General features: G+C 69.7%; 24 protein-coding genes and 1 pseudogene. 10 read left to right on the top strand and 15 right to left on the bottom strand.

From position 1 onward, the window contains the following. Positions 1-120: 120 nt before the first annotated feature. Positions 121-906 carry a hypothetical protein gene (locus tag ABZ826_RS07325; protein WP_361443578.1) on the bottom strand — a complete coding sequence of 262 codons (786 nt, stop codon included), beginning with the start codon at positions 904-906 and terminating at the stop codon, positions 121-123. A gap of 297 nt (positions 907-1,203) precedes the next feature. On the opposite strand from ABZ826_RS07325, the gene ABZ826_RS07320 reads away from it, so the two are divergent. Continuing rightward, the gene (locus tag ABZ826_RS07320) at positions 1,204-2,055 is read left to right on the top strand and encodes a chromosome condensation regulator (protein ID WP_361443575.1); all 852 of its coding nucleotides are present in this window, start codon (positions 1,204-1,206) and stop codon (positions 2,053-2,055) included. 35 nt (positions 2,056-2,090) lie between these two features. Here the strand turns inward: ABZ826_RS07320 and ABZ826_RS07315 are convergent, their stop codons facing one another. Continuing rightward, on the bottom strand, positions 2,091-2,231 hold the full coding sequence (locus ABZ826_RS07315) for a hypothetical protein (RefSeq protein WP_361443573.1): 141 nt from the start codon (positions 2,229-2,231) through the stop codon (positions 2,091-2,093). A gap of 391 nt (positions 2,232-2,622) precedes the next feature. Here ABZ826_RS07315 and ABZ826_RS07310 point away from each other — a divergent pair, with 391 nt between their 5' ends. Beyond that, positions 2,623-6,117: a hypothetical protein gene (locus ABZ826_RS07310; protein ID WP_361443572.1), complete on the top strand. Its 3,495-nt coding sequence runs from the start codon at positions 2,623-2,625 to the stop codon at positions 6,115-6,117. Positions 6,118-6,194: 77 nt separating this feature from the next. On the opposite strand, the gene ABZ826_RS07305 is transcribed toward ABZ826_RS07310, so the two are convergent. Beyond that, entirely contained in the window at positions 6,195-6,866 is a 672-nt protein-coding gene (locus tag ABZ826_RS07305) for an HAD family hydrolase (RefSeq protein ID WP_361443569.1), read from the bottom strand. A gap of 169 nt (positions 6,867-7,035) precedes the next feature. Here ABZ826_RS07305 and ABZ826_RS07300 point away from each other — a divergent pair, with 169 nt between their 5' ends. Then, on the top strand, positions 7,036-7,890 hold the full coding sequence (locus ABZ826_RS07300) for an NmrA family NAD(P)-binding protein (protein WP_361443566.1): 855 nt from the start codon (positions 7,036-7,038) through the stop codon (positions 7,888-7,890). A gap of 51 nt (positions 7,891-7,941) precedes the next feature. Here the strand turns inward: ABZ826_RS07300 and ABZ826_RS07295 are convergent, their stop codons facing one another. From ABZ826_RS07295 to ABZ826_RS07285, 3 genes are all read right to left on the bottom strand, one after another. Next, positions 7,942-8,913, bottom strand: a complete 972-nt coding sequence (locus ABZ826_RS07295; protein ID WP_361443563.1) for a helix-turn-helix domain-containing protein — start codon at positions 8,911-8,913, stop codon at positions 7,942-7,944. 320 nt (positions 8,914-9,233) lie between these two features. Next, positions 9,234-9,479, bottom strand: coding sequence for a DUF397 domain-containing protein (locus ABZ826_RS07290; RefSeq protein WP_361443560.1), 246 nt, complete (start codon positions 9,477-9,479; stop codon positions 9,234-9,236). After that, a complete protein-coding gene (locus ABZ826_RS07285) occupies positions 9,476-10,342 on the bottom strand; it encodes a helix-turn-helix transcriptional regulator (RefSeq protein ID WP_361443557.1) in 867 nt (288 codons plus the stop codon). The genes ABZ826_RS07290 and ABZ826_RS07285 overlap by 4 nt, the downstream gene beginning before the upstream one ends. 133 nt (positions 10,343-10,475) lie before the next feature. Between ABZ826_RS07285 and ABZ826_RS07280 the strand changes: the two genes are divergently transcribed. After that, positions 10,476-10,895 (top strand): ATP-binding protein, encoded by a 420-nt coding sequence (locus ABZ826_RS07280; protein WP_361443554.1) that lies wholly within the window; start codon positions 10,476-10,478, stop codon positions 10,893-10,895. A gap of 263 nt (positions 10,896-11,158) precedes the next feature. Here ABZ826_RS07280 and ABZ826_RS07275 read toward each other — a convergent pair whose 3' ends face one another. Together ABZ826_RS07275 and ABZ826_RS07270 are read right to left on the bottom strand one after the other, a co-directional pair. Next, entirely contained in the window at positions 11,159-11,575 is a 417-nt protein-coding gene (locus ABZ826_RS07275; RefSeq protein WP_361443551.1) for an RNHCP domain-containing protein, read from the bottom strand. A 39-nt stretch (positions 11,576-11,614) separates the two neighbouring features. Continuing rightward, a complete protein-coding gene (locus tag ABZ826_RS07270) occupies positions 11,615-12,016 on the bottom strand; it encodes an RNHCP domain-containing protein (protein WP_361443548.1) in 402 nt (133 codons plus the stop codon). Between the two features lie 531 nt (positions 12,017-12,547). Here ABZ826_RS07270 and ABZ826_RS07265 point away from each other — a divergent pair. From ABZ826_RS07265 to ABZ826_RS07250, 4 genes and pseudogenes are all read left to right on the top strand, one after another. Further along, the gene (locus tag ABZ826_RS07265; protein ID WP_361443545.1) at positions 12,548-12,796 is read left to right on the top strand and encodes a type II toxin-antitoxin system RelE/ParE family toxin; all 249 of its coding nucleotides are present in this window, start codon (positions 12,548-12,550) and stop codon (positions 12,794-12,796) included. A gap of 2 nt (positions 12,797-12,798) precedes the next feature. Continuing rightward, positions 12,799-13,167: a helix-turn-helix transcriptional regulator gene (locus ABZ826_RS07260; RefSeq protein ID WP_361443542.1), complete on the top strand. Its 369-nt coding sequence runs from the start codon at positions 12,799-12,801 to the stop codon at positions 13,165-13,167. A 120-nt stretch (positions 13,168-13,287) separates the two neighbouring features. Continuing rightward, the gene (locus ABZ826_RS07255; protein ID WP_361443539.1) at positions 13,288-15,870 is read left to right on the top strand and encodes a bifunctional FO biosynthesis protein CofGH; all 2,583 of its coding nucleotides are present in this window, start codon (positions 13,288-13,290) and stop codon (positions 15,868-15,870) included. 184 nt (positions 15,871-16,054) lie between these two features. Beyond that, positions 16,055-16,482: pseudogene (locus tag ABZ826_RS07250) on the top strand (serine hydrolase); the annotation flags it as partial. A gap of 165 nt (positions 16,483-16,647) precedes the next feature. On the opposite strand, the gene ABZ826_RS07245 reads toward ABZ826_RS07250, so the two are convergent. Beyond that, positions 16,648-17,922 (bottom strand): MFS transporter, encoded by a 1,275-nt coding sequence (locus ABZ826_RS07245; RefSeq protein ID WP_361443536.1) that lies wholly within the window; start codon positions 17,920-17,922, stop codon positions 16,648-16,650. Then, positions 17,919-18,503: a helix-turn-helix domain-containing protein gene (locus ABZ826_RS07240; RefSeq protein ID WP_361443533.1), complete on the bottom strand. Its 585-nt coding sequence runs from the start codon at positions 18,501-18,503 to the stop codon at positions 17,919-17,921. Before ABZ826_RS07240 ends, ABZ826_RS07245 begins: the two co-directional genes overlap by 4 nt. 445 nt (positions 18,504-18,948) lie before the next feature. On the opposite strand from ABZ826_RS07240, the gene ABZ826_RS07235 reads away from it, so the two are divergent. After that, the gene (locus ABZ826_RS07235) at positions 18,949-20,064 is read left to right on the top strand and encodes an ADP-ribosylglycohydrolase family protein (RefSeq protein WP_361443530.1); all 1,116 of its coding nucleotides are present in this window, start codon (positions 18,949-18,951) and stop codon (positions 20,062-20,064) included. 97 nt (positions 20,065-20,161) lie between these two features. Here the strand turns inward: ABZ826_RS07235 and ABZ826_RS07230 are convergent, their stop codons facing one another. Continuing rightward, positions 20,162-21,739, bottom strand: a complete 1,578-nt coding sequence (locus tag ABZ826_RS07230; protein ID WP_361443527.1) for a sodium:solute symporter family protein — start codon at positions 21,737-21,739, stop codon at positions 20,162-20,164. Positions 21,740-22,100: 361 nt separating this feature from the next. After that, complete coding sequence (locus tag ABZ826_RS07225; RefSeq protein WP_361443524.1) at positions 22,101-22,883, bottom strand: SDR family oxidoreductase; 783 nt, start codon at positions 22,881-22,883, stop codon at positions 22,101-22,103. An 80-nt stretch (positions 22,884-22,963) separates the two neighbouring features. Here ABZ826_RS07225 and ABZ826_RS07220 point away from each other — a divergent pair, with 80 nt between their 5' ends. Next, positions 22,964-23,803 carry a hypothetical protein gene (locus ABZ826_RS07220; protein WP_361443521.1) on the top strand — a complete coding sequence of 280 codons (840 nt, stop codon included), beginning with the start codon at positions 22,964-22,966 and terminating at the stop codon, positions 23,801-23,803. Between the two features lie 313 nt (positions 23,804-24,116). Here ABZ826_RS07220 and ABZ826_RS07215 read toward each other — a convergent pair whose 3' ends face one another. From ABZ826_RS07215 to ABZ826_RS07205, 3 genes are all read right to left on the bottom strand, one after another. After that, positions 24,117-24,323, bottom strand: a complete 207-nt coding sequence (locus ABZ826_RS07215; protein ID WP_266360788.1) for a DUF397 domain-containing protein — start codon at positions 24,321-24,323, stop codon at positions 24,117-24,119. A gap of 277 nt (positions 24,324-24,600) precedes the next feature. Continuing rightward, positions 24,601-25,470 (bottom strand): helix-turn-helix transcriptional regulator, encoded by an 870-nt coding sequence (locus ABZ826_RS07210; RefSeq protein WP_361443517.1) that lies wholly within the window; start codon positions 25,468-25,470, stop codon positions 24,601-24,603. Positions 25,471-25,816: 346 nt separating this feature from the next. Further along, positions 25,817-26,539, bottom strand: coding sequence for a GPP34 family phosphoprotein (locus ABZ826_RS07205; protein WP_361443514.1), 723 nt, complete (start codon positions 26,537-26,539; stop codon positions 25,817-25,819). Positions 26,540-26,549 lie beyond the last annotated feature (10 nt).

Below are 26,549 nucleotides of genomic sequence, written 5' to 3'. Positions count from 1 at the left end.
CGGTGGCGGCGTGCACCGGCCCGCCGCCCCCCTGCACCCACGGACGACGCCCCGGGCGGCAGCGGCCGGTCCGCGCGGGACCGTGACCCGTCGGCGGGCCGTTCCCGGCCCGCCGCGAGATCACTTCACCGTGACGGCATCGCCGGTGGAGACGACCTTCATGGTCGTGGTCGTACCGAGGAACGCCCAGCGCCAGCTGCCCGAGGCGGTGGCCTTCACCGTCGTGCGCAGATGGCCCTTGCTGTCCGTCGTCGCCGTCTTCACGGTGCTGTAGGAGCCGCCGGGCTTCTTGTACTGCAGCTTCACCACCTGTCGGGTGAACGCGTGGTACTTGAGGTCCGTCCAGTTGGCCCGCGACAGCTTCCCGGTGACGGTCAGGGTGCCGCCCTTCCTGACCGGCTCGGGCGTGGCGTCCGTGGTCAGGGTCGCGGCGCGCTTCACTTTGAACAAGGCGATCTGGTCGGAGATCCAGTAGTCGCGGTCATTCGCCTGGACCGTGGCGTTGACCTGCCAGGTCCCCGCGACCGCGTTGGCGTCCCAGCCCTTGTTGCCGCTTCCGTACGAGTCGATCCACGACGGGTCGATCTGCATCGTCGCCGTGCAGACGGACGTTGTCGTGCTGACCTTCCTGCACGTCGTGCCGAGGTGGTCGACCGGCCCGTGGCCGTTGGACGTGTTGAACGCGGACACATCGGCGACCCCCTTCACCCCCGAGTTGTCCTTGATCGTCATGGTGATCGGGAACCGCTTGATGTTCTTGATCCCGACGATCACGTTGCTGCCGCCGTTCACGACGGTCTTGGTGACGCGGATGTCACCCCGCCCCTCCGCGTGAGCGGCCGGAGCCACCGCGATCCCCGTGGCCACCGCCCCGACCACGCATGCCGCAGCGATTCTTCTGCGCATGTCCCACCCCTGTTCTCCCCTGCCTCGTGACAGCGGGAGAACAGGGTAGCGATCTCCGGATCCGCCTTGCCCGTACGGAGTCCGGGACGACCTGCGGTCGGATCTCCAGCAGGAGGGCCGGCGGTGTGCGCATGCCGGCGGGGCATCGAGGAGGTCGTCCTGCAACTACGACGGAGGCCAACGGGGACGAGACCACCTGCACGCACCCGGCCCCGCTCCTTGTCCCACCCCCCATGTGCCGATCGGTCTAAGGTGGAATCCCATGTCGCGAACTCGCGCCGAGCACAAGGAGGCGGAATGCTCGCCAACTCGTCGGCGCTGACGGCCGGAAGGCGTCATTCGGTCGGACGGCGCTGGGATGGAACCGTTCTCGCCGTGGGCAATACCGCAGCCGCTGAATGTCGTGTCGAGCGATGGGAAGACGTCGTCGCGGTGGCAGCCGGCAACGTCCATACCGCGACGAACACGGGCAGGTCTCATACGGTGGGACTCCGGTCGGACGGCACGGTGCTGGCAACGGGGTGGAATGGCGATGGGCAATGTGATGTCGCCGGATGGCGAGGCGTCACGGCCGTGGCCGCAGGCTGGCGCCGCACACTCGGGCTACTCGCGAATGGCCGCGTGCTAGCAGTCGGCCGGAGTTCGGAAGGACAGTGCGACGTGCAGTCCTGGCACGAGATCGTCGCCCTCTCGTGTGGTGACTGGCACTCGGTCGGCGTCCGGTCGGACGGTTCTGCACTGGCCGCAGGGAACAATCGACGACGGCAGTGTGCCGTTGAAGGGTGGCGTGACCTGGCCGCCATTTCGGCCGGGTATCTCCATACCGTCGGCCTCAGAACCGACGGGCGGGCAGTAGCGACCGGAGACCGGGCAACCGGGGTGTGTGAGGTCGATGAGTGGGAAGACGTGGTGGCGCTCGGCGCGGGCAGCTACCACACCGTCGGGGTCACTGCGTCCGGACGGGTCCTCGCAGCGGGAGACAACAGCTACGGACAGTGCGAAGTCGGCGATTGGCGCGACATTGTCGCCGTGGCGGCTGGTTCAACGCACACCCTTGGCCTGCGTGCCAACGGCACAGTCGTGACCTCAGGGAACAATGCCGACAGACAGTGCGAAGTCGATGCCTGGTCCGGAGTCCAGCTTCCATAGACCTCCGGGCCGCACCAACGCGAACTGACATGCCGTCATTCGGCGAGCCCCAGAGGCCTCGCGGGGTTGTAGAAATCGCCGACCTTGGCGGCGCCACCTTCTGTCATCAGTACCAGGTCGGCCCCGATGGATTCCGACGGATCAAGATCTTCGCGGACGATCCAGAGGAAGCCCAAAAGCTATCGGTAAGGTTCGTCGAAGACCCTTGATCGCGACGAGGTCGCCGCCCTGTTCCAGGAGCAGGGCGGCGGTCGGGTGGACGTCGGGCAGGTGCTGCATGTCAACGCAGGTGCACATCCGACCCGTTGAGGTCCGCTGAGGCGGGTCGCTCGTCGGTCCGGTGACGGGGCGGTGGCCTGCCGTTCACGGCTGGTGGCGGGGGCCTCTCCGGGTGCGCGTCGGCTGCGCAGAATGTAGGCCTGTTCTACGGGCGTGCGTGCGATTACCATGTGTGTTCTTTACAATTCGCGCACATGTCACTTGCCTTCCGGGCCGCACCGCGCGTTGGCGCGTCGTCCGTGAAGTCCTGGCGCGCACCCTTCACTTCACCGGTCCGGGGGGAACGGAATGTCCAGCCACTCACGTACGGCCGCGAGATCCGCGGCGTACACCGCCTTGCTGCTCACCTTGTCGGTCCTGCTCTCATTGCTGATCCCCGCGACCGCCGCCCAGGCGTACGCCGGTGCGGCGCCCGCGGCAACGGCAGCCGCCCCGGCCGACGAGGACTGTTCCGTTCTGCCGCTCTCACCCTTCGGTGAAGCCGCCCCGGCTGAAGGCGCCGTGACCATCCCGGCGAACGGGGCGGCCTGCCTCACCTTCACGGCCGAGGCGCCCGGCCTGCACAAAGTCGTGCTCGTGGACAGCCGCGCGACTGCGTACGCCAAGGTCTTCGACGGCGATACGGAGATCAACTGCTACGACGCCAAGTGGGGCGACGGCTGGTGCGCGCTGCCCCGCGCGGGCGCCTACACGCTGCGCCTGGCGACCGCCTGGTCCGAGCCGGGCAAGCCCACCGTCGCCGTCGTTCCCCTCGGCTCCACCAAGGGCTGCGCCCCGGAGATCAGCACCGCCTGGGACACCGCACCCGTCGTCGCCTCGGCGGCCGGGGCGAACGCGATCCAGTGCCAGCCGTTCTCGGGCAAGCCCGGTGAGCGCATCACCGACAAGATCAAGACGACCGTGTACGGACAGAGCGGCTCGTGGATCACCGACGGGACCGGTGCCCGGATCTGCCCGCGTTCCAACGAGGACGGCAGCGAGGGCTGCGTACTCCCCGGTCACGGCCCGTACCGGGTCCTCTCCCAGGTCACCTCGGCCGAACACGGCTTCCCGGCCGAGTACACCCTGACCGTCCGCCGGATCTCCGACCCGGCCGGCTGCACCCGCGTCCCCCTGAACGGATACAACTCCGCACCGACGACCGCGGTACCGGCCAGCGGCTGCAAGACGTTCACCGCCCCGGTCGCCGGACGCTACAACGTGTACGCCGTCCAGGACGGCGCCCGTTCGTCGCTCGCCGTGTACGACCGGGACGGCAAGACCGTCTGCTCCGCCGGGAACGCCTGCGACCTGGCCGCCGCCGGTGACTACACCGTCTTCACCGACCACCCGACGCTGATCCTCGACAGCTCCGCCACCACCGGCTGCGAGCCTGTCGAACTCGGCCTGTACCGTTCCGCGTTCGACGCGGCGGGTGAGATCGACTGCCTGATCCTGCCGCTCCCCGCGAAGGCCCGGCTGGCCGTGCTGAAGGCCCTCAGCGGGCCCGAGCCGCGCCCCGACGTGACCGTCGTCGACGCCGCCGGTGAACAGCGGTGCGACTGGACCGACCTCTCGGCAGGTACGTGCGCACTCACCGGCAAGGCCCCGTTCCGAGCCCTGGTCTCCACCGACAGCCAGTCGAATCCGACCGGCCCGTACGCCCTCGCCCTGCACCGCACCGACATGGCGAGCGACTGCGCGGCCATCCCGGCGGGCGACTTCACCGCGACGAGCCCGGCGGCCCGGTTCTCCACCGGCGACGGTGTCTTCTCGCACTGCCTGACCATCCCGGCCGACGACCACAGCGTCTACGAGAACCTTCAGCTCCAGGCGGCCCCCGGCACCACGTCCACCGCCGACTTCACCGTCCTGGATCCCCACGGCAAGCGGGTCTGCTCCATATACGCGTCCCTCTCCACCTGGACCACGTGCGAACTGACCCCCGGCGTCGCCCACACCGTGCTCGTCACGGGCCGTGACACCGCCGCCGACTACACCCTGACCCGCCGCGATGTCACCGCGACGGCCAAGGGCTGCACCCCGAACCCGGTGACGAAGGTCGGCGGTCCGTCCACCGGCGGCGATATGGGAGCCCCCGGCGAGCTGCGCTGCCGTCAGGTCACCACCGCCGACGCCGAGGACGTCCTGCACATGAACGTCCGTGACGCGCTCGGCACCGCGAACGTGGTGGTGTACGGCGCGGACGGCACCGCCCTGTGCAACAAGAACCAGGCGTGCGCAGTCACCGGCTCCACCCACTACCAGGTCCTGGTCACCGTCCGGTCGGGGCTGAAGGCCGCCGACTCGTACCGCTTCGACGCCCTGCGCATCGCCGGAGCCGAAGGACCGGCCGCCGAGTGCGAGAAGGTCCCCAACGTCGCCTTCGGATACGGCCCGGTCACCGGCACCCTCGACGAGCAGCACACCGCACTCTGTGCCGCACTGCCCACCGCGTACCGCGACTACTTCGAGATGAAGATCAGCGACACGACGGGCGCCACCGAGACGGCGGTACCCGCGCTGTACGACCCGAGCCTCGACAACGGCTGCATTCGCTACATCCCGACCGGCTACGACTGCGCCGTGAACGAGCCGTACACCAAGGAGACCACCCCGAGCATCCTCGTCCTTTCGCTGCCGGAGAAGGCATCGAAGACCTCGTACGAGGCCGAGGCGGTCTGCACGTCCGTCCTCTGCGGCACGGAGCAGGTGACCATCGGGCAGATCACTCCGGCCACCGGGGCCAGTGGTACGAAGGCGACGGTTCAGCTGAGCGGCACGTCGCTCCACAAGGACGACGAGATCGTGCTGTCTCTCAGCGGCAAACAGATCACGTCGACCACCACCGCGGTCTCGGCGGACCGGCGGACCTTGACGGCCGTACTCGACCTGACCGGGGCCGCCGTCGGGACCTGGGACGTCGGCGTCAACACCCACAACGGGTGGGGGTACCAGCGCGGCAGCTTCACCGTCACCGGGGCCCTGCTCAGGAACAGCGCACCCCCGGCCGTCACCGGCACCGCGAAGGTGGGGGAGCGGCTCACCGCCTCCACCGGCACCTGGACCCCCGCCCCGGCCTCGTACGCCTACCAGTGGAACGCCGACGGCAAGGCGGTCTCCGGCGCGACCGCGTCCACGTACACCGTCCCCGCGACGCTGCTCGGCAAAAAAATCACCGTCACCGTCACGGCCCGTCGCACCGGCACCCCGGACGTCCAGGCCACCTCGGTAGCGGTCACGCCCTCCCAGGGGACGGCGCCCAGGGCCACCACGGCCCCGAAGATCACCGGAACCGCCAAGGTGGGCGCCAAGCTGACGGCTGCGCAGGGCAGTTGGACACCGTCCGCCACCTCGTACGCCTACCAGTGGAAGGCGGACGGCAAGGCGATCAAGGGCGCGACCGTGTCCACGTACACCGCCCCGGCGTCGCTGCTCGGCAAGAAGGTCACGGTCACCGTCACGGCCCGTCGCACCGGCCACGCAGACGGCTCCGCGACCACCGCCCCGGTGAAGATCGCCACGGGCAGCGCGCCCAAGGCCACCAAGCAGCCCACGATCTCCGGCACCGCGAAGGTGGGCCGCACCCTCAAGGCCGCCCACGGCTCCTGGACGCCCGCCCCGACCTCGTACGCCTACCAGTGGTACGCGAACGGCAAGGCGATCAAGGGGGCCACCAAGTCCTCGCTGACGCTCAAGTCCGCCCAGCGCGGCCAGAAGATCACCGTGAAGGTGACCGCCCGCCGCACGGGCCACACCAGCGGCTCGGCCACCAGCAAGGCGACGAAGGCGGTCGCCCGCTGACATCGGGAGTGTGATCGACCAGGGCCGGGCGCCTCACCCGTGGTGGGGCGCCCGGCCCTTTCGCGCACCGTCGCCGGTCAGAGTGAGGGGCAGAGCCCGGACAGCAGGGCCGGCAGCTTGCGCATGTCGTCGAAGACCACGGTGTCCGGGCCCTCCAGCCAGTGCGCCGGGGTGAGGCCGCCCGCGTAGCCCAGCGACCGCATACCGGCCGAACGGGCGGCCTGGACGCCGTACTTGCTGTCCTCGACGACGACGCAGGCGGACGGTTCGACCCCCATCCGCCGGGCCGCGTGGAGGAAGAGATCGGGAGCGGGCTTGCCGTGCGCGACCTCACTGGCGCTGAAGATCCGGCCCTCGAAGTGGGAGTGGAGCCGGGTGTGGCCGAGGGTGTGCCGCATCTTCTCGTGGCTGCCGCTCGACGCCACGCAGCTGGGGAGCGTGAGGGCGGCCAGCGCCTCGCGGATGCCGTCGACCGCGACGAGTTCGGTGTCCACCGCATCGCGGTGAAGCCGCTCGAACCGCTCCTGCCAGACCGGGGCCCGACCTGGCAGGCGGGCATCGATCAGCTCACCGATGGACGCGTTCGACCGGCCCACGAACTTCTCGATGACCTCGTCCTCCGTCAGTGCCCACCCCAGCTCGGCGCCCACTTGGACCTGGACGCGCACGGCGATTCGTTCGCTGTCGACGAGCACGCCGTCGCAGTCGAATATGACGAGTTCCGGGGGAGGCGCAGGGATCGTGGTCATCCGGACAGGATAGGGACGCCCACGGTCGGCGTAGGCGCGCGGAGGACGGGGCGTGGTGGACGGGGCGGGGAGATACGGTTGTCGCCATGCGGTTTGCGGGGGCCTCCAGATGGCGGGTCCGGCCACCGCTGGTCAGCATGGACCCATGCCCCTCGACCAGGGAGAACCCATGTCCATCGCGGTACTCGGAGCGACCGGAGGCCAGGGCGGCGCGGTTGCCGCCGCCCTGCTGGAGGCAGGACACGGCGTGCGCGCCGTGGTGCGCGACCCCGGCAGCGGACGGGCCAAGGCGCTGGCGGTGGCCGGAGCGGAGGTCGTCGCCGGAGATCTGTTCGACGCGGCCTCGCTCGCCGAGGCGTTCCGGGGTACGACGGCCGCGTTCGCCGTCACCACCCCGTTCCAGGACGGTCTGGACGCGGAGGTGGCCCAGGGCGCGGCGATCGTCCGGGCAGCCGCGGACGCCGCACTGCCGCATCTGGTGCTGGCCTCCGTAGCCAGTGCGGACCGCGGCACCGGCGTCCCGCACTTCGAGACCAAGGCCAGGACCGAGGAACTGCTCGCCGACTCCGGGCTTCCGGCGACGGTGGTGGCACCGACCTACTTCTACGACAACGCGCTGGGAGCCATGGACGAGGTCGCCGCCGGCCTTCTCACCATGCCGCTCCCCGGCGACACCCCGCTCCAGCAGGTGGCCCGGCAGGACCTGGGCCGTGTCGTGGCCGCGGTCGTGGCCGATCCGGGCCGCTGGATCGGGCAGCGGATCGAGGTGGCGGGCGACGATCCCACACCGGTCCGGATGGCCGAGGAGATCGGCCGGGCCGCCGGGGGCACGGTCGCGTTCCGGCGTACGCCGCTGGAGGACCTGCGCACCATCAACCCCGACATGTTCGCCATGTACAGATTCCTGACGGACACCGGATACCAGGTGGACCTGGAGGCCCTGCGGGCGCAGTTCCCCGGCGTCCCCTGGACCTCGTACGCGGCGTGGGCGGACACCCAGGACTGGCCGGCGCCCCGCCCGTGATCCCCGCGTCCCGTTCCCGCCACCGCAGCGGGGGCACTGGTCACCAGGCGCTCACTCGCTCGGAGTGAGCGCCTCGATCTCTTGGTACGCCTCGGCCCGGCAGTCGCGGCAGCGGCCCGGGTCGGGGGAGCGGAAGGCGCGCTCGCAGCCGTCGCAGGTCTGGAAGGGCGTCACCCGGTGTACGGGAGTACGGAGAGGGGCGCGGGGGAGAGGGGGCGGGAGGAGCGCGGTGAGGCGGTGCCGGAGGAATCCCGCGGGGTGCTTGAGGGGCACGGGGATATCGCTGGTCAGGGCGCGGCGGATGGCCTCGGGGGTGGCCCCGCGTTCGAGCCAGGCGGCGAGGGCCGGGCCGAGGTCGTCGACATCGCGTTGGGAGAGAGGCAACTGTGGGGTGATCCGGCGCAGTTCGGCGAGGACATCGGCTGCGGTCCGGAGCAGCTCGGCGCTGGAGGTGTGGGGCGAGGGGAGCGGTGGGCGCTGAGCTCTGGGTGAGGTGGGCAGCGGTACGAGGCGGGGCGCGGGCGGGGTGGGTGCCTCGGGCGACGGCGCGGAGGCGGGTGCGGGCGACTGCTCGGGTACGGGAGCCTGGCGAGCGGGGCGGCGCGGCCTCGGCCGGGGTTGCGGCTCGGGTACCGGGTGCTTGCGCGGGGCGGCGGTGCCCGGCTGGTTGTACGAGCAGGTCCGGGTGATGACGCGGCCGTCGGGGAGGCGTTCGCGGGTGCGGCCCAGATAGCCGTGCGCCTCCAGTTCGCGCAACGCGGCGGCGGTGCGGGCCTCGCTCTCCGGGAAGCGTTCGGCGAGGGTCTTGATGCCGATCCTCGCCCCGGCGGGCAGCGACTGGATGTGGGTGGCGAGCCCGATCGCGAGGAGGGAGAGCGCGCGGTGCTGGGCGAGGTGATTGCCGACCACGGTGAAGCGGGTGGTGTGCCGGGAATTGATGTGCATGACACCGAATGTCGGTGTGGCGTCCACGGGTACGCGGGACGGGGCGCGCGAGGGCACGCTAATCTGCTGGGTATCCATCGGGAAGCTCCTGACTTCCTCGGTGGTCAGGCCCTCGGTCAGGATTGCCGTCCTGGACGGGGGCCGACGCATGTCTGCGGTTGTCGCGGTGAGCATATGTCAGGCAACCGGACGGAAATCCAGCTCAGTTGGCGAACCTCACCCGTGCGAGTGACGGGCCTCTGCGTGCGGCCGGGCGGGGGGTTGGGTTGGGGAATTTCTTCTCTCCCCAAAGCCTTGAAAGCCTTTTACGTCGGGCACCGCCTGGACGCGGCCAGCCAGGTCGCGGCGCACCAGGTCGCGGCTGTCGCGATCCGGTGCGGGGCGCGGACCTGGCGCGATCAGCCCTGACGCGCGTACGTGACGAAGGCGGACCAGGTGGCGGGGGCGACGTCGAGGTGGGGGCCCTGGACGTGCTTGGAGTCGCGGATGTGGACGGTGGTGGGGCAGGCGGCGACCTCGACGCATTCGCCGCCACCACCGCTGCTGTAACTGGACTTGCGCCAGTCGTAGGCGACCTCGATGCAGGCGCCGCCTTCGCCGTCGCTGTAGCTGCTCTTGAACCAGCGCAGTCGCTCGTTGTTCATCGCTCTCCCAGCATTTTCTCGATCAGCGTCAGGGACTCCTGGGGGGTGAGAGCCGCCGATTGGATAATTCCATAGCGGACGGCCAGCACGCGGACTTCCTCCATCGCGGTGATCAGTCGCGGATACGTGTGGATCTCCAGGTACGCCACTTGCTGTTGGCCCTTGGGCGTGACCAGGGTGAACGGGCCGTCCAAGCTTGGCTGCTCCATGCGGTCCAGCGGCATCAGCTGAATTTCAACTGTCCGGAGACGGCCGATGTGCAGGAGCTTCCGCAACTGCTCCCGATGTACGTCGCGTCCGCCGATGGGACGCATCAGCACGCTTTCGTCCAGGATGAAGTGGAACGTCGGCGAGGGCCAGGGGGCGAAGATTGCCTGGCGATCGAGCCGGTCGGCCACCCTCTTTTCGATGGTGTCTTCACTCAGCAGCGGCCGCCATTGAGTGAAGAGAGCACGTGCATAGGCCTCTGTCTGGAGCAGTCCGGGCACGGACTGGTTGTTGTAGACGTAGAGCTGTGCGGCCTCCGCCTCCAACTTGGCGTAGCTGCGGTACCACTCCGGATGTCGCGTGCGAGCCTTGTTCAGTGCTTCCTGCGCGTCGGGGATCGCTGCCCGTAGTACCCCTCCTGCCCCCAGCAGATCATCGGCCCGGTCAAGGAAATCGACTTGCGGCGTCCTTACGCCACGCTCCATCGCGGAGATCAGGTCCTCCCCGCAATGCGCTGCAAGCCCCAGTTGCCTCTGGCTCAGGCCCGCGCGTTCGCGCAGCACCTTGATCTGTCTGCCCAGTGCCCTGAACAGATGTGCAGTGCCGTCCGACTCGGCCGGGCGCTCCGGTCGTTCTTCGCGTTCTGCGTTCGCCATCTACCCGTACCGCTCTCTGTCCGCCTGGTCACGGCCGACGCCCCGTACAGCCCACCGGATGTGCCCGTACAGCTACTCGGAGTCGTGGTGTCACTCCTGGTCAGGGTACGAGGAACCGGACACGCTGAGTCACATGAACGCCGAAATCACCCTTGTGGGCGCCGAGTTCGTCCAACGATTCAGCGCCACCCGCCGAGGCGCACGGCTCGCCCGTCGGCTCGCTGTGCATCAACTCGACGAGTGGGGTGTGCCGTACGGGAGCGAGCTCTCCGACAACGCAGCCGTGGTCGTGGCCGAGCTGGCGGCCAACGCGGTGCTGCACGGGCTCGTAGCGGGGCGGGACTTCGAACTGAGGCTCGTCGCCCTCGCGGGCACGCTCCGTATCGAGGTGTCGGACGCGCGGGGAGAGCGGGGGCCCGAGCCGCGATCTCCCCGGCCCGGCGCGGAATCGGGGTTCGGCCTGCATCTGGTCGGGGCGCTGGCGACGTCGTGGGGCGTGAAGGACCGGGGCGTGGGCAAGACGGTCTGGGCCACGTTGGCCACGACCCCGTGAACGTCAGCCGACGCGGACGAGGTGGATCACGATATTGGTGACCTGGGCCTCTGCGATCTCGTTCAGCACTCGATAGCGCCCGACGTGCACGCGTCGCAGCGTGGGGGGAGCCGTATGGTGCAGATCCTTGAGGCGGCGGGTTGTCGGCGAGCAGGTCGACGGCATCCAAACACTTGTTGCGTCCTGTGTCCAGTGAGTGGTGGTATCGGTCCCCCGGCGCCCGGTCGCCCTCGCCATCACGACGGTGACCGGGCGCCCCCGTGTCAGAGTGCGAGCAGTGCTCGTACGGGGATGAAGGTGTCCGACAGCGGGCGTACCGCCATCCGCATCAGGGCGAGGGCGTTGTCGTCCCCCGCGATGCGGTTGGCGCTCAGCTCGCCGCAGGTCAGGCACTCGTGGATGAGCGCCCACTCCCCGTCCTGCCGGACGGACAGGCTGAGTGCCGTCATCCGGCCCCGGCAGTCGGCGGCCCGGTCGCCCGGTATCCGCCGGTCGACGTGCAGGCTGGTCAGGCAGTGCGGGCAGTGGTTGCGGTGCCCGGTGCCCGGCGCGTTCAGCGGTACGTCGAGCCGGCAGCCGACACAACGGAAGGCGTCGCCGTGGGCTCCGCCCGGTCCGTGCAGGACGTCCTTGCGCCTCTGCGGGCGGTGGGCCGGTCGGTGGGGTTTACGTCGTGGCACGGCGTGGCCGCCGTCCTGTCCTCGGTCGTCGTCGGTGGGTCACAGATCACCGAACGCTTCGAGAGGGAACGGCGGTTGGGCCAGCGGTCGTACGGCCATCCGCATCAGGATCAGCTGGTTGTCGTCCCCGCAGATCGGGTTCGAGGTCAGCTCGTCGCAGCGGGTGCAGCGGTGGATGACCATCCAGTCGCCGGTGCGCAGGACCGCGATGGAGATCGGAGTCATGCGTGCCCCGCAATCGGACGGACCGCCCTCGATGTGGTCGAGGCAGTGCTGCGAGTGCAGGCAACTGGGGCAGTGGTTGCGGCGGCTGCCATCGGGCGCGAGCGTGGCGACGGTCAGCCCGCACCACAGGCAGGTGAAGGTGTCGGTCCTCAGGAAAGCACTGGCGCCGTTGGCGGAGGACTTGGTCGAACGGTGCTGGGGGTTGTCGGTGGACACCCGGTTTTCTCCTTGCCGAAGGGGATGAGCAATGCAGCAGGGAAGTACCGAGCAGCCCTCGGGGGCGTGGGCCTCAGAGGCATGGCACGTCAGCCGGGAATCACGTACTGACGAAAAGGAAACGCGTGCCGATCAGCGGACGCGGGTCAGTGGGATGCCGCGAGCGTGCGCATGCGCGCAGGTCCGGTCGCCCCGGCGCACATGAGGGCGCGACGAGGGAAGCTCGGAACTACTGGCCGGGGCATACATCAACTGCTTTCCAGGGCAAGCGCCCATAGGTCACCGACGGTCCGCACCGCGGTCGAGGTCCAAGCACCGTAACAACGCACCGAGCGCGGGGCCAGCGATTTAGGGGCTGGGTCGACCGCCGGACGGGCTGGATTCGCGGGCCTCGGCAACCAGTGCCGGGAGCTCCGTCCAAGCGCTGATGCGCCAGTCCGCCGTCTCCACCACGCCGCTCTATATAATTTTCTATATAGTTGTGCCTGCGGAATTACCTTGGCGAATCGAGATCGAGCCCGAGGTTCGGCAGTGGCCGGCGTTGCTCCTGATGCCCAGTACGACAAGGCCGAGCGGGCGGCCGACATGCTCGCGGCGAAGCCCGCCGCTCTGGCCGAGCCGTACCCCAGACACCTCGGCGGCAAGGTGCGTGAGCTGCGCTTCGCCATGGACGGCAGCGCGGTGCGCATCACCTACGAGCGTGCTCAGCCGGCCCAGAAGGTGTGCGAGGCGGACCACGGAGCGGCCGCGCACACATACGACCGATTCGAGGAGGCGTGATCGTGGATCACTCCCAGTGGAAGACACGGCAGACCAGGAAGCTTCTGGGGGAGAGGGTCGAGGAGTCGTCCGCCTACATCGAGGCCGGGTACGCCTTCGCGCTGGGGCAGGCCGTCTACGACCGGCGGACCGGACTCGGACTGTCGCAGGCCGAGCTGGCCCGTCGTGCGGGGATGACACAACCGCAGATCTCCCACATCGAGGGTGGTGACTCCGTTCCGACCCTGGCTCTGCTGACGCGCCTGGCCAAGGCCCTGGACGCTTCGCTCACCATCGATCTGGACGGTGACACCTCGGCGTTCTCCTTCACCGCGCACGAACGCGGCGGCCCCGGCGGGATCGCCACGGGCGGGCGATCCTCGGCCGCCTGACGCAGCTCGCCGCCGGTACGCGCGGGGACTGGGCCGGCCGGCCCCTCCGGCAGGGCCGGGAGGCGGTCGCCCGGCAGATGCCTTGGTCCGGGGCGCGGGCCTCGCTCGTATGCTCGCTCCATGACCGATCCTCAGCGCGGACGTCCGACCACCAATTCCATGCGGCGAGCCCTCAAGCGGGCCCGCGACGGTGTCGCTCTCGATGTGACCGAGGCCGCCGTGCTGCTCCAGGCGCGAGGCGACGACCTGACGGACCTCGCAGCCTCGGCCGCCCGGGTGCGCGACGCCGGTCTCGAAGCCGCAGGCCGGCCGGGCGTCATCACGTACTCCCGCAAGGTCTTCATCCCGCTGACCCGGCTCTGCCGCGACAAGTGCCACTACTGCACCTTCGTCACCGTCCCCGGCAAGCTCCGCCGCGAGGGCCACGGCATGTTCCTCTCGCCCGACGAGGTGCTCGACATCGCCCGCCAGGGCGCGGCCCTGGGCTGCAAGGAAGCCCTGTTCACGCTCGGCGACCGGCCCGAGGACCGCTGGCCCGAGGCCCGGGAGTGGCTGGAGGCCGAGGGGTACGACGACACCCTCGCGTACGTACGCGCCATGGCGATCCGGGTCCTGGAGGACACCGGCCTCCTCCCGCACCTCAACCCGGGTGTGCTGACCTGGACCGACCTCCAGCGCCTCAAGCCCGTCGCCCCGTCCATGGGCATGATGCTGGAGACCACCGCCACCCGCCTGTGGTCCGAACCGGGCGGCCCGCACCACGGCTCCCCGGACAAGGAACCCGCCGTACGCCTGCGGGTGCTGGAGGACGCGGGCCGCTCCAACGTCCCGTTCACGACCGGCATCCTGATCGGGATCGGCGAGTCCTACGAGGAGCGCGCCGACTCCCTCTTCGAGCTCCGCAGGACCGCCCGCGCCTACCACGGCATCCAGGAAGTCATCGTCCAGAACTTCCGCGCCAAGCCGGACACGGCGATGCGCGGCATGCCGGACGCCGAACTGGAGGAGCTGGCCGCGGCCGTCGCCGTCGCTCGGCACGTCCTCGGTCCGTCCGCCCGCATCCAGGCGCCGCCGAACCTCGTCGACGCCGAGTACGGGCTGCTCATCGGCGCGGGCATCGACGACTGGGGCGGCGTCTCCCCGCTCACCCCCGACCATGTGAACCCCGAACGCCCCTGGCCGCACATCGACGAACTCGCCGCGAAGACCGCCGAGTCGGGCTTCGCGCTCCGCGAACGCCTCACCATCTACCCGGAGTTCATCCGGCGCGGCGAGCCCTGGCTCGATCCCCGCCTGCTCCCGCACGTCCGCGCCCTCGCCGACCCGGAGACGGGCCTCGCGAAGGAGGGGGCGATCCCCGTCGGCCTGCCCTGGCAGGAACCCGACGAGGAGTTCGGCGCCAGTGGCCGCACCGATCTGCACCGCACGATCGACACCCGGGGCCGTACCGGCGACCGCCGCGAGGACTTCGACGAGGTGTACGGGGACTGGGAGGCGCTGCGCGAGGCCGCCGCCCCCGGAATGGTCCCCTCCCGCATCGACGCCGACGTGCGCCAGGCCCTGAGCCAGGCCGCCGACGACCCGACGAAACTTAACCACGACCAGGCGCTCGCCCTGCTCCACGCGGACGGCCCGGCGCTCGACGAGCTGTGCCGGATCGCGGACACCCTGCGCCGCGACGTGGTCGGTGACGACGTCACGTACATCGTCACCAGGAACATCAACTTCACCAACGTCTGCTACACCGGCTGCCGCTTCTGCGCCTTCGCCCAGCGGCGCACCGACGCCGACGCGTACACCCTCTCCCTGGACCAGGTCGCCGACCGCGCCGCCCAGGCGTGGGACGTCGGCGCGGTGGAGGTCTGCATGCAGGGCGGCATCCATCCCGATCTCCCCGGCAGCGCGTACTTCGACATCGCGCGTGCGGTGAAGGAACGCGTCCCCGGCATCCACGTGCACGCCTTCTCGCCGATGGAGGTCGTCAACGGGGCGACCCGCACCGGCATGTCCATCCGCGACTGGCTGATCGCCGCGAAGGAGGCCGGGCTCGGTTCGATCCCCGGCACGGCGGCCGAGATCCTGGACGACGAGGTCCGCTGGGTCCTCACCAAGGGCAAGCTGCCGACGGCGACCTGGCTGGAGGTCATCCGCACCGCGCACGAGGTGGGTCTGCGCTCCTCGTCGACGATGATGTACGGCCACGTCGACCAGCCGCGCCACTGGCTCGGCCACCTCAGGACCCTTGCCCGACTCCAGCAGGAGACCGGCGGATTCACGGAGTTCGTCACCCTCCCGTTCATCCACACCAACGCCCCGGTCTACCTGGCCGGCATCGCCCGTCCCGGCCCGACCGACCGCGACAACCGGGCCGTCACCGCCATGGCCCGGCTGCTGCTCCACCCGCACATCACCAACATCCAGACCAGTTGGGTGAAGCTCGGCACGGAGGGTGCCGCCGAGATGCTGCGCTCGGGCGCCAACGACCTCGGCGGCACGCTGATGGAGGAGACCATCTCCCGGATGGCGGGGTCGAGTTACGGCTCGTACCGCTCCGTCCAGGACCTGATCGCCATCGCGGAACTCGCGGGCCGCCCGGCGAAGCCGCGTACGACGCTGTACGGGGAGGTCTCCGAGGAGCGGGTGACGGCAGCGAAGGCGTCCGACGGACACCTGCCGGAGCTGCTGCCCGTACTGCCGGACTGAGCCGTGTGCCGGTCCCGGACGTACCGTGCCGTCGGCGACGCCGAGATCCGCCGCGTCTCCGCATGTGCCGTACGGGACACCGGATGTGGGCGGCCCTCCCGCTTCCGCGCCTCGTCCCCCGAGCATGCGCGGGGGTACCGCCACCTGGAAATGGGCAGGTAGCGGGATCACTTCGGGTTTCCACGAGCCCCATCCCAAGGGCTACTTCAGGGATTCGGCGGACGGGCCGCTGCGCGACTACACGGAAATGGACTCCTCCTGGGGCTGGGCGGCAGGAACGATGGTCTCCACCAACACCGACCTCAACCGGTTCCACGCCGCGCTCCTCGGGGGCCGTCTCCTCCCGGCGGCCCAGCTTGCCCAGATGCGTACCACCGTCCCCGCCGACGAACTCGGCGAAGGCACCCGCTACGGACTGGGTCTGGCGAGCAGGCCGCTGTCGTGCGGCGGTGTGTACTGGGGCCACGGCGGTGACATTCCGGGATACACGAGACCCGAGGCGGTGCCACCGACGACGGACGCGCCGCCAGTGTCGCGGTGACCGCCATGCCGACCGACGAGGCTGTCGTGCGGCGGGTGGAGAAGACCGTGGACACCGCCCTGTGCCGCTGAACCACAGGGCGGGCCGGCCCGCGCACCGGAAGTCGCCGGTGCGCCGGGCCGGCCGGGCAGCCGCAGGCCGCTGCGACTGGTCGGACCCTCAGTAGCCGCGCCTGTCGTCTGGGCGTTGGTGCTCGGAACCGGTCTCGGCGGCGGCCAGGTTCTGGCCGGAGTCCTCTACGTCAAGCGCGGTTCGATGCCTGACGCGGGACTACGAGTCGGTAGCTTTCGGATCCCGGCCACCGGGGAGCACAGGATCCACACCACGCTCAGCACCGCCCCGGCAGTGCCCACCCACAGTGCGGTCCGCAGCCCGGCCGCCTCCCCCAGCGCCCCGCCCGCCAGGGCCCCGAGGGGCCGGAAGCCATGGTTCAGAGTTCGGTAGGCGCCCGTCACGCGAGAGCGCAGCGCGTCGGGTATGAGCGCCGTCTGGAGCGAACCGGCCGCGATGTCGACGAACATCACGCCGACGCAGGAGACGAACTCGGCGACGAAGAGCGTCCCGAGCACCACCGGCAATGCCCCGCCCGCGAGCGGCACCAGCATCAGCGGCACGGTGAAGAGGGCGAACCCCGCGACGATGGACGGCCCGACGCCGATCGTCCGGACGACCGCCCCGCTGACCGTCGCCCCGATCAGCCCACCCACCGCCGCGATGCTGAGCACGGCTCCGAACATGCCTGCACTGAGGCCCAGTTGACGTGTCGCGTACAGCACGAAGAGGGTGTGGAAGATGTAGTTGAAGAACTGCACATTGCCCGACGCCATGAACATCGCGCGCATCGAGGGCTCCCGGAACACCCAGCGCATCCCCGCCGTGAAGTGACCCTCGGCCCGCTCGACGGGCGGCGGCTCCACGGGCCGGATGCGCGCGAGCTGCCCGGCCGAGACGACATACGTGAGCGCGTCCGCGAGCAGCGCCAGGGGCGCGGTCAGGATCTGCACAAGCACGCCGCCCGCACCGGGACCCGCGAGCCAGGCCATCGAGCGGCTGCCGTTGACCAGGGAATTACCCTCCACGAACTGCTCGGTCGGCACCAGGGACACGAACAGTGTCGCGTTGCACACCTCGAACAGCACCGTCAGCGCACCGATCCCGAAGGCCACGCCGTACAGCTGCCAGAACGTGAGGGCGTCCAGCGCGTACGCCACCGGGAGCGTGACCAGCAGCACGGCTCGTGCCAGATCGGTGGCGATCATGACGTCCCTGCGCCGCCCGCACCGGTCGGCCCAGGCTCCCGCCGGAAGGTTGAACAGCAGCGCGGGCAGCAGCTCGACAGCCTTCAGCCAGCCCATCTCCGCCGCGTCCGCCCCCAGGACGAGCACGGCGGCGAGCGGGATGGCGATCAGCGATATCTGGTCCCCCGCCAGTGAAACCGCCTGTCCCGTCCAGTACCGCCGGAATGCCCGGTCCCGCAGCAGCGCGGGTATCAGCGTCTGAGGCCGCTTCACGGCGCGTCCTCGGGAGCCACGTGGGCGATCCGCAGGAACTCCACGATGCGCGCGCCCTCGGGCCGCAGCGCCGGATCGTCGTTGCGCCCTTCATACGTCCTCAGCAGTTCCCTGATCCGCTCGCGCAGCTCGACCAGTTCGCCGGCGGTCAGATACAGCTGGTGGTCGCCGAACTCCTCCGCCTCCCGCCACTCGCGCGGCAGCCGATGACGCTGTTCCATGGCACGCGTCAGGCGTTCGAAGTACAGCTCGGCCACCGTTGTGCTCAGCGCCACCGCCGCCTCGTCCACGGCCGTATCGTCGGAGTGCGCCTGCCACGACGTGTACGAAGCGACGGCTCGCCACGGTTTCTCCCGGCCCTGTCCGCCGCCGGCCTGCTCGACCAGCCCGTACTTGGCGAGCATGCGCAGGTGGTAGGAGCAGCTGGCGACGGACTCGCCGATCAGCTCGGCGGCCCTGGTGGCCGTGGAGGGTCCCTCCCGGCGCAGCATTCCGACGAGCCGCATCCGCGTGGGGTGCGCATACGCGCGCAATGCGCGGGGGTCGCTGAGCACGGTCTCCCGCTCCGGCGTATCCGGCACGCCGGTGCTCTGCTCGTGGGGCTCACGGGCGTTACGTGCTTCATGTGCTTCATGTGCTTCATGTGCCTGATCGGCTTGGTCTCCACTCACCATCTAAAGGTATCTTTAGAAAGATTCCTTTGCCAAGGTTTCTTTGTCAACGTCTGTGGAACTGCGAGGGTGGCAAGGCGGTCGGCGGCGGGATGGGCAGCGTGTCCGGCTCGGCGTCCGGAAGTAGCCAGCCGCTCACGGCCCCCGCCCGGCCGACGCGCTCGCCCCAACGGAGCGGGTGATTGCTGTTCCGGGACACGGAAATCCCCGGAGAATGCCGTCCAAAAGTGATCGCAGGATCTACTCCGTACATTCCGTTCAGGCCCACAACCGGTCGTTCCGGTTCGATTACAGTGCTGCGCGTCAAAGCTGCGCAGTCGTACGCGGACGGCCTGCACGGACGGGGAGGGGCACGGTGAGCACAGGGACCACAGCCGTCTGGGGCCGTGCCGAGCAGCAGGACTTCCGCAGCCGGGTGCGTGGGGCTCTGCTCGGCGGGGCCATCGGCGACGCGCTGGGAGCGGGTGTCGACGGGCTCACGCTCGAAGAGATCCGGGCGGCCCACGGCGTCGACGCGGTCACCGACTTCGTACCCGCGCACGGTGGGCGCGGCATCGTCACCGCCATCACGCAGCTCACCCTGTTCACCGTGGACGGGCTGATCCGCGCCCAGGTCCGCCGCGACACCGGCGCCTGGCATCCGCCCACCGATGTGCACCGGGCCCATCTGCGGTGGGCGGCCACCCAGCACGACTGGGGGCCCGACGAGCGGCGCAAGGACAACGGCTGGCTCGCCCTGCAGGAGTGGCTCTACGCCCGCCGAGCCCCCACCCGTGAGTGCCTGACCGGTCTCGGCGACACCACCATGGGCACCCTCGACCAGCCCAAGAACCCCGCCGCGCGGGACTCGGCCGCCCTCACCCGGTCCGCTCCGTTCGGCCTGCTCGTCGGCTGGGAGCCCCAGCTCGTCCTGCAACTCGCCGTCGAGTGCGCCGCGCAGACCCACGGCCACCCCACCGCGCTGCTCTCCGCGGGCGCCCTGGCCGTCATGGTGCACGGCATGGCCCGGGGCGAGACCTTGGACGGTTCCGTCCAGCACGCGCTGGCCCTGCTCGCCGAGCGCCCGGGGCACGAACCGGTCACCGAGGCGCTGAAGCGCGCCCTCGGCACCGTACGGCAGGGCATTCCGGGACCGGCCCTGATCGAATCGCTGGGTGCCACGGACGCCGCCGAGGAGGTCCTCGCCGTCGCCCTCTACTGCGCGCTGGTGGGCGAGGACGTGCGGCACGGGCTGCGGCTGGCCGTGAACCACGGGGGGCCATCCGCGGCCACCGGAGCCCTGTGCGGAGCGCTGCTCGGCGCGCTGCACGGCGAGACCGCGTTGCCGCCGGCCTGGCTCGCCGAACTGGAGGGCCGGGCCACCCTCCTGGAACTCGCCGACGACTTCGCGATGGAGATGACCCAGGGGCCCGCCCTGCACAGCCCGTCGGCCGCCGCGCCGGGCTGGCTGTCCCGGTATCCGCGCGGCTGAGACCCCGAACCACGGGGGACGGGTGAACCACGGGGGACGGGCGGGGTACGGACACCGCCGTGCCCGTACCCCGCCCCTGCCCGTACGGATGCGGGCGTCAGTCCTTGGCGCTCTCCGCGACGGCCGCGTCCCCGGAACCGGCCTGCGCCTGCGCCGGAACCGTCGCTCCGGCTCCGGTGCCGTCACTGTCCGAGTTGATCTTCTCGATGACGGCGTCGCGCTCCGGGGTGTCCTCCGGCCTGACGAGGCCGATCACGATGTAGAGGACCAGCGAGATCGCCAGCGGCAGCGCCACCTGGTACTGCAGCGCGACGTCCGTCTTCACCGAACCGTCGAAGTTGTAGTTGGTGAAGTAGAACGCCAGCAGACCCGCCGCCCAGCTGGTGAGCGCAGCCGTCGGTCCGGACCTGCGGAAGCTGCGCAGCAGACCCAGCATGAACGGGATCGCGATCGGGCCCATCAGACCGGCGACCCACTTGATGACGACGGAGATGATGTCCTTGAACGTCGGCGAGTTGATCTGGGTGGCCAGCGCCATCGACAGACCGAGGAAACCGAGCGTGGACAGCCGCGCGGCCAGCAGCCCGGCCCGGCTGCCCCAGCCGCGCGCCGTCTTGGAGAGGACGGGCGCGATGTCGCGGGTGAAGACCGCCGAGATGGCGTTGGCGTCCGAGGAGCACATGGCCATCGTGTGTGAGAAGAAGCCGACGACCACCAGACCCAGCAGCCCGTGCGGCAGCAACTGCTCGGCCATCAGGGCGTAGCTGTCCGAGGCGTCCGGCTTCTGCGCGTGGACGAGCAGCGGGGCGCACCACATCGGGAAGAACAGGACGGTGGGCCAGACCAGCCACAGCACGGCCGAGAGCCGGGCCGAGCGCTTCGCCGCGGCGGCGGACTCCGTGGCCATGTAGCGCTGGGCCTGGTTCCACATTCCGCCGTTGTACTCGAAGGTCTTGATGAAGAGGTACGCCAGCAGGAAGGTCACGGTGTACGGGCCGGCCGTCGGGTCGGTGTGGCCCTCGGGCAGCTTGTCCCAGACCGTCCACAGGGTGCTGACACCGTCGAGTTTGGCCATGGCGGTGACGAGCATCGCGACCCCGGCGAAGAGCTGGATGACGAACTGTCCCAGCTCTGTGAGCGCGTCGGCCCACAGACCGCCGACCGTGCAGTAGACGGCGGTGATGCAGCCGGTGATGAAGATGCCCTGGGTGATCGAGATGCCCGTGAAGACGGAGAGGAGGGTGGCGATGGCCGCCCACTTGGCACCGACGTCCACGATCTTCAGCAGCAGACCGGACCAGGCGAGTGCCTGCTGGGTCGGGATGTTGTAGCGGTTCTTCAGGTATTCGAGCGGGGACGCGACGTGCAGCCGCGAACGCAGCCGGTTGAGCCGGGGCGCGAAGAGCTGGGCGCCGATGCCGATGCCGATGGCGATCGGCAGCGACCAGGTCACGAAGGAGGTGACGCCGTACTGATACGCGATTCCGGCGTAACCGGTGAACATCACCGCGCTGTAGCCGGACATGTGGTGCGAGATGCCGGACAGCCACCACGGCATCTTGCCGCCGGCCGTGAAGAAGTCGCTGACGTTGTCCACACGCTTGTGGGACCAGAGCCCGATCGCGATCATCACGCCGAAGTAGCCGATGAGCACGACCCAGTCGAGACTGTTCATGTGTCCCCTCCTGGGGTCCGCCTTATGAACGGGGTTCGCACTTCGTCAGTGAGGCCGCTCAGCGGTGTCCCCGTGCGGGAGCGGCGACTTCGGGGATTGAACCGCCTGTGCGGCACCCCGGTCAAGGTTTTCGCGGTCAGGGATGTGAACGAGGATCAGTAAGGCGAACGTTTTTACTTTTTCTTGACTCGCGTGGGCGTTGTCGTGAACGTGACGACGGCCACACGATGAGCGGGCACTTCGTCAGGCTGTGCAGAGCGTCGGAAAGACCGGGAAGCACAGAAAGACCGCACGGGATGCGGGTCCCGTGCGGCCGAGAAGGAGGAGAACTGGCCCTGCGGGCCGGTCGCGCGAACCGGCCCTACCGCATCAGCTCACCCGCGTTGACCAGCAGGGACTGTCCGGTGATCGCCCGCGCCCGGTCTGAGGCCAGGAACGCGGCGGCCTCGGCGACATCGCCGTCCGTGGCGAGGTCCGGAAGCGCCATGCGTTCGGTGAGCCTGCCGAGCACCTCGGCCTCGGGCACGTCCTCGGTGTGCGCGGTGAACTGTACGTACGCCTGCACCGGCGGGCCCCACATCCAGCCGGGCAGCACCGTGTTCACGCGGATCCGGTGCGGGCCGAACTCCCGCGCCATGGAGTACATCGCCGAGGTGAGTGCCCCCTTCGAGGCCGCGTACGCCGCCTGCCGCACCTGGGACGGGGCGGCCACCGAGGACTGCGTACCGATGACGACCACCGAGCCGCCCCGCTCCTTGAGGCCGGGCAGGCAGGCGCGCGTCATCCGCAGCGTGCCGAGCAGATTGACGTCGACGACCGACCGCCAGGTGGCGAAGTCGGCATCCTCGATCCCGCCGAAGTAGCTGTCCCAGGCGGCGACATGGACCACCGCGTCGATCCGCCCGAACCGCTCCAGCGCCAGCGCGGCGAGCGCCTCGCACTGTGCCTCGTCCGTGATGTCGGTGGCCAGATGGGCGGTGCGCAGACCGTCCGGGTCGATCTCCGCGGCCGACTTGGCGAGGTTCGCCGCGGTGCGCGCCCCGAGCACCGCGTTGCCGCCGTCCCGTACGACCGTCGCCGCGACCTGGTGCCCGAGCCCGGCGCCCACGCCGGACACGATGACGGTCTTCCCCGCGAGCAACATCGGTGGCCTCCCGGCTCTGGCAGTTCGTCTGACGGAGCGTCAGAGCAGGACGCCGCTGCGGAGTACGGAAGGGGAACGGCATGAGCGACGAGACGCGGAGCGACACCTACGCCGAACTGGCCGCGCTGGGACCGTACGGCGTCCATCCCGGCCACGCGCTGATCACCATGGTCGAACCGCACCCGGGCCATGAGTACGCGTACAACCGCTGGTACGAGGACGACCACTACTACGCGGGCGCCATGGCGATGCCCTGGATGTTCGCGGGACGCCGCTGGGTCGCCACCCGGGAACTGCGGGAACTGCGCTACCCGGAGAAGTCCGCAGTGGCCGAGCCGGTCGGCGCCGGCTGCTATCTGTCGACGTACTGGGTGACGGACGGGCGCTACGACGACCACATGAAGTGGACCGTCGGGATCAACAAGCGGCTGAACCGGGACGGCCGGGTCCACCAGGACCGCACCCATGTGTTCACGTCGTTCCAGGACCACGAGGCGACGGTCTACCGGGACGGCGCCGCAGGGCCCCGGGACTTCCACGCGCTCGACCACCCCTATCGCGGGCTGGTCCTTCAGGTGATCGACGTCGAAGGCGCCCAGCGGCGGGCCGAGTTGCTGGAGTGGCTGCGCTCGCGGCATCTGCCGAAGCGGCTGAGCGGCTCACCGGCGGCGATGGTGACCGTCTTCCGTCCCACGCCGCTGCCGGGCGACCGGATGACCTATGTGAAACAGGTCGAGGGTGTCGACACCCGGCTGACCCTGCTCTGGTTCCTCCAGGAGGACCCGCGGGACTGCTGGGCCGGGCACTTCACCGGGCTCGACGCGCTGGTCGCGGAATCAGGCCTGGGGCGGGTGGAGCTGGTGGCACCGTTCATCCCGACGGTGCCCGGCACCGATCTCCATGTCGATCAGCTGCGCTGAACACCGCTCGCCCTGCCGGGTATTTCCCGTCAGGTGGCCCGCGCAGGACAACCCGCGCAGGACATTTCCCGCAGGGCATTCCTCGGCCGGTCCTTTCCGGGGCCCCTTCCAGGCGGTCCTTTCCGGGCCGGCCGTTGCCGTTTGTATCGAGTGGCCCGGCGTCCGGCGACGCGTATGCCGGTACAAGTGTGCCCCGGGGCGGGAATTCCCCGGGGCAGGCACCGAGCACCCTCGGCCAGGACGGCGGACCAGCCGAGAGGGCCGCACGCGACACCGGCGCCGATGCTGCGAGGCGAATGGTGGAAAGCGGCGATCAGGCGTCGACGGCGCCCTTGCCGACGTCACGCACGAAGGCGTTCCACGCGGCGGGGACGAACGTGATCGAAGGGCCCTCGGGGGCCTTCGAGTCGCGTACGGCGATTGCCTGTGCGAGAGGGGACTTGACTTCGACGCAGGCGCCGTTGCCCCCGGAATACGAGGACTTCGTCCACTTGTCCGTAGCACCCTGACGAATGGCCATGTTCACTCCGGTTCAGAGAGTCGTGTGAGGGGCACCGACAGCGTTCCGTCAGTGCTCCATGTGGCGTGATCGACGCTACTCGCCAAGTCCCGTGAGTGAAGGGGCCGTTCACTCGACCGGATGGTATATACCACCAAGATCTTCCTCTGTGGGTGGGCGGCGGTGTACCTTACCGCCGCCCTTCCCGTTGCTTCACTTCATTTCCCGCATACCGGACCATTGGGCTGTCCGGTTTTACGTGCCGGCGCGCCCGGTTTCACGCTCGGAGCTTCCGGTTTCACGCGCCGGAGCTTCCCGCGTACTTCTTCGCGATGTCGCTGATGAAGTGACGTGTCTGCTCCACGTTCAGCGCCTGGGCCCGCAGATGCTCGTACATGACGCTGTACCGCTGTACGTCATTGGATTTCTCCAGGTAGAGGTCGCTGGTGACGCCCTCGATATAGACGACACTGGAGTCCGCGGCGTCCGGGAATTCCAGGATGGCGTACTGCCCGTTGATGCCGGGGTGCGCGCCCATTTCGAAGGGCAGGACCTGCACGGTGACGTGCGGCAGGTGCGACAGTTCGACCAGTTGCTCCAACTGCTCGATCATCACCTGCCGGCCGCCGACCAGCCGGCGCAGCGCGGACTCGTCGATCACCACCCACAGCCGCAGCGGATGCTCCGGGTCGGTGATCCGGTCCTGACGGCGGGCCCGTACGCTGACGCGCTTGTCGATCTCGCTCGGCGGGGCCTCCGGCAACGCGCCGCTGATGAGCGCCTCGGCGTAACTCCGCGTCTGCAGCAGGCCCGGTACCACCTGGGGTTCGTACACCCGCAGCGACTCGGCATCCGTCTCCAGACCGATGTAGACGCTGTACGGGATGTCACCGAAGGCGTGCCACCAGCCCTGCTGGCGCGAGTCCTTGGCCATCTGCATGAGTGAGTCGACGATCCGGTGGTCCTCGACCTCGTACACTCCGCAGAGATCGCGGACGTCGCGCTGGCTGATGGAACGGCGGCCGTTCTCCAGGCGGCTGATCTTCGACTGCGACACCAGCAGCCGCTCCGCCACCTCCTCGGCCGTCATACCTTTGAGTTCGCGCAGTCGGCGCAATTCCTGACCCAACCGGCGTCGCCTGACGGTGGGATTGACGTTGGACGGCACGGAAACGGCACCTCCGGCTATGTAGCTGTGCGTATCTACTGCTGAGCAGATTGCCACCCCTGCCCCTGGCCGCGCTGGGAAATGGAGACACGCAAGCGCGCGGGGCAGCGTGAATCCGGCTGCCCCGCGCTTGGTGCGGCTCCCGAACCGGGTCTTGGGGACGGCGGTGCGGCGGTATTCGATTGGTGTGTCCGTGCCGTTGATACGTTCGTGCCGTTGATACGGCCGTGCCCTGTGGTGCCCTGCGCTGCCGTGCGGTGTGCCGCGGTGCGCGTGGCGCCGGGCGCGGCCGTCGGGCCTCTCGTCCGGATCATGCAGGGCTCCGGCCCGATCCGAGCGAAACCCCCTAGTGGGCCGCGGTGTGCGCCATGCTGCCCCGGCGTGACTGCGACTGCACTTGCGGTTGCAACGGCATTCCGGCCGCCTGATTGCGGCGCGGCTGTGCGACCGCCCCGTTCTGGACGTCCATCACGGCGTGCGCCACGAGTCCGCCCATCGGGTCGTGCCTGATCAGGTCCCGGAGCCTGGAGCGCGATGAACGCCCCTCGTTCCCGGGGTACAGGTGCTTGCCGAGTCCGACCGCGTGGGCCAGCGCGGCGAGCGCCGCGGTCCGCGGGTCCGGCGGTACGCCGGTGCGGATCGCACTGTCCAGCCTGGCTCTGATGTCCCGGCTGATCGCCGTGTCCGTCGCCTGGTAGCGAGTTGTCGGCAGAACTCCGCACATCTGGCCCGCCACGGCATGCACCATGCCGCATCGCTCCAGATGAGCGAGGTAGATCTGACGCAGCCCCAGCCGGGGCCCGCCGATCCAGTGGACCGCCCGGACCGGGCTGCCGCGTCGGCGCAGCAGTTCCAGTGCGGAGTCCAGAGTCGGATCTCCTGTCGGCCGTGGCATCACCACGGCGATACGATCCCCGTCAGGGGCTATCCGTCCTGCCAGAGCCAGCTCCACTAGCTGAGCTCCGGCGAGGCCGAGGTCGAGCGACTGCGGCTGCGCTGTGGTACCCGTGGTCGGGTCCAGAGCGAGCAGCAGAAGCTCCTCCGGAATTGTTCTGCGGCTCCTGCCCATCCATGCCTCC

Source organism: Streptomyces sp. NPDC047515 (genome assembly GCF_040643055.1).
GTDB lineage: Bacteria > Actinomycetota > Actinomycetes > Streptomycetales > Streptomycetaceae > Streptomyces.
The sequence above is the reverse complement of the archived record's forward strand: the minus strand, read 5'-3'. Positions and strand labels throughout refer to the sequence as shown.

Coding starts and splice junctions, on each gene's coding strand:
- ABZ826_RS07325 (WP_361443578.1), bottom strand. CDS start 906: ATGCGCAGAAGAATCGCTGCGGCATGCGTGGTCGGGGCGGTGGCCACG.
- ABZ826_RS07320 (WP_361443575.1), top strand. CDS start 1,204: ATGCTCGCCAACTCGTCGGCGCTGACGGCCGGAAGGCGTCATTCGGTC.
- ABZ826_RS07310 (WP_361443572.1), top strand. CDS start 2,623: ATGTCCAGCCACTCACGTACGGCCGCGAGATCCGCGGCGTACACCGCC.
- ABZ826_RS07305 (WP_361443569.1), bottom strand. CDS start 6,866: ATGACCACGATCCCTGCGCCTCCCCCGGAACTCGTCATATTCGACTGC.
- ABZ826_RS07300 (WP_361443566.1), top strand. CDS start 7,036: ATGTCCATCGCGGTACTCGGAGCGACCGGAGGCCAGGGCGGCGCGGTT.
- ABZ826_RS07295 (WP_361443563.1), bottom strand. CDS start 8,913: ATGGATACCCAGCAGATTAGCGTGCCCTCGCGCGCCCCGTCCCGCGTA.
- ABZ826_RS07290 (WP_361443560.1), bottom strand. CDS start 9,479: ATGAACAACGAGCGACTGCGCTGGTTCAAGAGCAGCTACAGCGACGGC.
- ABZ826_RS07285 (WP_361443557.1), bottom strand. CDS start 10,342: ATGGCGAACGCAGAACGCGAAGAACGACCGGAGCGCCCGGCCGAGTCG.
- ABZ826_RS07280 (WP_361443554.1), top strand. CDS start 10,476: ATGAACGCCGAAATCACCCTTGTGGGCGCCGAGTTCGTCCAACGATTC.
- ABZ826_RS07255 (WP_361443539.1), top strand. CDS start 13,288: ATGACCGATCCTCAGCGCGGACGTCCGACCACCAATTCCATGCGGCGA.
- ABZ826_RS07230 (WP_361443527.1), bottom strand. CDS start 21,739: ATGAACAGTCTCGACTGGGTCGTGCTCATCGGCTACTTCGGCGTGATG.
- ABZ826_RS07225 (WP_361443524.1), bottom strand. CDS start 22,883: ATGTTGCTCGCGGGGAAGACCGTCATCGTGTCCGGCGTGGGCGCCGGG.
- ABZ826_RS07220 (WP_361443521.1), top strand. CDS start 22,964: ATGAGCGACGAGACGCGGAGCGACACCTACGCCGAACTGGCCGCGCTG.
- ABZ826_RS07215 (WP_266360788.1), bottom strand. CDS start 24,323: ATGGCCATTCGTCAGGGTGCTACGGACAAGTGGACGAAGTCCTCGTAT.
- ABZ826_RS07205 (WP_361443514.1), bottom strand. CDS start 26,539: ATGGGCAGGAGCCGCAGAACAATTCCGGAGGAGCTTCTGCTGCTCGCT.